This is a genomic window from Streptosporangium sp. NPDC001681 (genome assembly GCF_040298085.1).
Lineage (GTDB): Bacteria > Actinomycetota > Actinomycetes > Streptosporangiales > Streptosporangiaceae > Streptosporangium.
Genome location: NZ_JBEOZN010000276.1, coordinates 1 through 3,413, shown reverse-complemented (window position 1 = coordinate 3,413; position 3,413 = coordinate 1). Strand labels below are relative to the sequence as shown.

The following is a 3,413-nucleotide window of genomic DNA, read 5'->3' as shown; positions in this document are numbered from 1 at the left end:
GCTCGTACCTCGCGACCCCGCTCTCCTCAGTCCAGTCCCCGGCGCGGCCTCACGGGTAGTCCCCCCAGGCCGTGGAGGCGAGCACGTCCCTTACAAGGGGCCCTCGGTCCGGTTGGTGTGGCCTTATGTTCGGCTCTCCCCTTGGCCGAGGGGGGCTCTTCCCTTGCCCGGGGGGCCGGCGAAGGCCTGCGCGACCGCCGTCCAGGCCCTCGCGGTCTCGCCGCGTACCAGCAGGGACGTGTCGGCGAGGTGGCGGCGCTGGACCACCAGGAGGCAGAAGTCGAGCATGGTGCCGCGGACCAGATCGGGGACGCCCGGGGGGCCGGCCGCCCACGGCGATCCGTCGGGCATGGTCAGCTCCACCCGCACCGGCTGTGCCGGCGGCTCCAGGCCGCGCACCGCGAAGCCGTACGGCAGGGCGCGTACCCCGAGCGTCGCCACGTGCCTGAGCCTGGCGGTCGGCGCGCGCGTGACGCCGAGCGCGTCCGCCACGTCCTGCCCGTGAGCCCAGGTCTCCATCAGGCGCGCGGTGACGAAGGAGGCGACCGACATGTCGGGCCCGTACCAGGGCAGCCTGGCACCGGCGTCCAGCCGGGCGAAGGCCTCCAGACCGCGGGCCCTGGCCTCGCGGAACCAGTCGCGTATCTGACCGGCGGCCAGGCTGCGCGAGGCGACCGCGAGCTCGTCCACCGCGGAGTCGCCACGGGCCAGGAGGGCGGGCAGGGCGGCGCGGAACCCGTCGGGGTCGGTGGCGGAGACGGTGGCGGCGTCGTCGAACCAGGCGAGATGGCTGATCTGGTCGCGCACCATCCAGCCCTCGGCCGGGGTGGCCAGCTCCCACTCCTCCGCGCCGAGCCTTCCGATCATCGCGTCGAGTTCGACCGTCTCGGCGTGCAGATCCGCCAGCAGCTCGTCCACCAGGCCCATGGCGCCTCCCTGTTCCAGCCAAGGCCAGGGTAACCGAGTAATGTTCTAGAGGGAACAGCGCAGAATGGAGGCATGATCTGCCAGGAGTGCAAGGCACGGCGGCACGACAAGTGCCGAGGGGGCTCGTGGTGCGACTGCCAGCACAAGCCCGCCGACAGGCCCAGGGAGTCGGCGATGGGCTGGCCGCGCCAGGGATGACCCGGGCCCGGATCTCGCCCTCGCGTCCAGATTGTGGACCCGACATTGGACATCCAGTGCCGCCAAGGTATCGTCAGAGACATGCCAGCGGACCCATTGCTCGTCGTGCGACGCCACGTCGACCTTCTGCGTGTCCGCAGTGCCATCTGTTGTGACGTCCGTTAACCGTCGCCCTCTGCTGATTTCACCCAGCTCGGCCGCGTAACAGGCGTCCTCCTCTGAGTAATCGACCCCCGCACTCAACGACGAGGCGGGAGGTGCCGCCCGTGCGCGTCCGGAAATCATCCCATCGAGCCTCAAAAAGGACGCGCACATGACGACCCCGGCCCGGCCGGTCAACCGACACCACAAGCGCCCGCGTGGCGAAGGTCAGTGGGCTCTCGGTTACCGCGAACCGTTGAACAAGAACGAGGAGAACAAGAAGAACGATGACGGGCTCAACGTCCGTCAGCGGATCATCGACATCTACTCCAAGCGGGGCTTCGACTCCATCGACCCCTCCGACCTGCGCGGCCGGATGCGCTGGTTCGGTCTCTACACCCAGCGCAAGCCCGGGATCGACGGCGGCAAGACCGCGATCCTGGAGCCGGAGGAGCTCGACGACCGCTACTTCATGCTCCGGGTCAGGATCGACGGCGGCCGACTCGACCTGGCGCAGCTGCGGGTCATCGCCGACATCTCCAACCTCTACGGCCGGGGCACCGCCGACGTCACCGACCGGCAGAACATCCAGCTCCACTGGATCGAGATCGAGGCCGTCCCCGACATCTGGGAGCGCCTGGAGTCGGTGGGCCTGTCCACCACGGAGGCCTGCGGCGACACCCCGCGCGTCATCCTGGGCTGCCCGCTGGCCGGGATCGACACCGACGAGGTCCTCGACGGCTCCGCACAGATCCAGGAGATCTACGACACCTACATCGGCGACCCCGCCTTCTCCAACCTGCCGCGCAAGTTCAAGTCGGCGGTGAGCGGGTGCCCGGCGCACTGCACCGTGCACGAGATCAACGACGTGGCGTTCGTGGGCGTCGTGAACGACAAGGGCGAGCGGGGTTTCGACCTCTGGGTGGGCGGCGGCCTGTCCACCAACCCGATGCTCGGCAAGCGGCTGGGGGTCTTCCTCACCCCCGAGCAGGTCGCCCCCGCCTACGGCGGCGTGATCGGCATCTTCCGCGACTACGGCTACCGCCGCCTGCGGCACCGGGCCCGGATCAAGTTCCTGATCAACGACTGGGGCGCGGAGAAGTTCAGGGAGATCCTGGAGACGGAGTACCTCGGCCACGCCCTGCCCGACGGCCCCGCGCCCGAGGAGCCGCGCGGCGGCCGCAGGGACCACGTGGGCGTCTTCCCGCAGAAGGACGGCAACTTCTACGTCGGCTTCGCACCGAAGGTCGGCCGCCTCGACGGTGACAAGCTGCACCTGATCGCCGACATCGCCGAGCGGCACGGTTCCAACCGGGTGCACACCACCGTCGAGCAGAAGATGGTCATCCTCGACGTGGCGCCCGACCAGGTCGACAGCCTTGTCGCCGAGCTGGAGGCCGGCGACCTGCAGGTCAACCCCTCCACCTTCCGGCGCCAGACCATGGCGTGCACCGGGATCGAGTTCTGCAAGCTGGCCATCGTCGAGACCAAGGCCACCGCGGCCAACCTGATCGACGAGCTGGAGCAGCGGCTGCCCGATTTCAAGAACCCGCTGACCATCAACGTCAACGGCTGCCCCAACTCCTGCGCGCGCATCCAGGTCGCCGACATCGGCCTGAAGGGCCAGCTCGTCGTCAACGACAAGGGTGAGCAGGTCGAGGGCTTCCAGGTGCACCTGGGCGGCTCGCTGGGCGTCAACCCGGGCTTCGGCCGCAAGGTCCGCGGTCTGAAGACCACCTCCGAGGAGCTTCCCGACTACGTGGAGCGGGTGCTGCGCAACTTCGAGGAGCAGAAGAAGGACGACGAGACCTTCTCCGACTGGGTGCAGCGCGCCGACGACGCGGACCTGAAGTGAACGGCGGAACGGATGAGTGAGCGCGCCGTCCCCTTCCACTGCCCGTACTGCGGCGAGGAGGACCTGGAGCCCTACGAGGGCGACGGCGGCTGGTACTGCCGGTCGTGCGCGCGTGCCTTCAAGTTGAAGTTTCTCGGAATCGGGGTGCGCTCGTGACGCGCGGCGAATCCGACGCGGTCCACGCGAGGGCCGGCGAGGCCCGCGCGAGCCGCACGGTCCACATAGGAAGAGCACACGTCAGAACAACACTCGCGTAGAAAAAGATAAGGTTTTCCGTGTTGTGGGTGTAAAT

5 protein-coding genes are annotated in these 3,413 nt (G+C 68.7%); 4 read left to right on the top strand and 1 reads right to left on the bottom strand.

From position 1 onward, the window contains the following. Positions 1–123: 123 nt before the first annotated feature. Positions 124–927: a TIGR03084 family metal-binding protein gene (locus ABT130_RS47240; RefSeq protein WP_350966443.1), complete on the bottom strand. Its 804-nt coding sequence runs from the start codon at positions 925–927 to the stop codon at positions 124–126. Positions 928–999: 72 nt separating this feature from the next. On the opposite strand from ABT130_RS47240, the gene ABT130_RS47235 reads away from it, so the two are divergent. The 4 genes from ABT130_RS47235 to ABT130_RS47220 all read left to right on the top strand — a co-directional run bounded on the left by ABT130_RS47235 (position 1,000) and on the right by ABT130_RS47220 (position 3,277). Further along, complete coding sequence (locus tag ABT130_RS47235) at positions 1,000–1,125, top strand: hypothetical protein (protein WP_350917024.1); 126 nt, start codon at positions 1,000–1,002, stop codon at positions 1,123–1,125. Between the two features lie 81 nt (positions 1,126–1,206). After that, the gene (locus ABT130_RS47230) at positions 1,207–1,290 is read left to right on the top strand and encodes a putative leader peptide (protein ID WP_350917820.1); all 84 of its coding nucleotides are present in this window, start codon (positions 1,207–1,209) and stop codon (positions 1,288–1,290) included. Positions 1,291–1,438: 148 nt separating this feature from the next. After that, positions 1,439–3,121: a nitrite/sulfite reductase gene (locus ABT130_RS47225; RefSeq protein ID WP_350917027.1), complete on the top strand. Its 1,683-nt coding sequence runs from the start codon at positions 1,439–1,441 to the stop codon at positions 3,119–3,121. A gap of 12 nt (positions 3,122–3,133) precedes the next feature. Beyond that, a complete protein-coding gene (locus ABT130_RS47220) occupies positions 3,134–3,277 on the top strand; it encodes an Insertion element protein (RefSeq protein ID WP_184616917.1) in 144 nt (47 codons plus the stop codon). Positions 3,278–3,413: the final 136 nt, after the last annotated feature.

Excerpts from the sequence above, each read along its gene's own strand:
- ABT130_RS47240 (WP_350966443.1), bottom strand. The coding sequence starts at position 927 with ATGGGCCTGGTGGACGAGCTGCTGGCGGATCTGCACGCCGAGACGGTC.
- ABT130_RS47230 (WP_350917820.1), top strand. The coding sequence starts at position 1,207 with ATGCCAGCGGACCCATTGCTCGTCGTGCGACGCCACGTCGACCTTCTG.
- ABT130_RS47220 (WP_184616917.1), top strand. The coding sequence starts at position 3,134 with ATGAGTGAGCGCGCCGTCCCCTTCCACTGCCCGTACTGCGGCGAGGAG.
- ABT130_RS47235 (WP_350917024.1), top strand. The coding sequence starts at position 1,000 with ATGATCTGCCAGGAGTGCAAGGCACGGCGGCACGACAAGTGCCGAGGG.
- ABT130_RS47225 (WP_350917027.1), top strand. The coding sequence starts at position 1,439 with ATGACGACCCCGGCCCGGCCGGTCAACCGACACCACAAGCGCCCGCGT.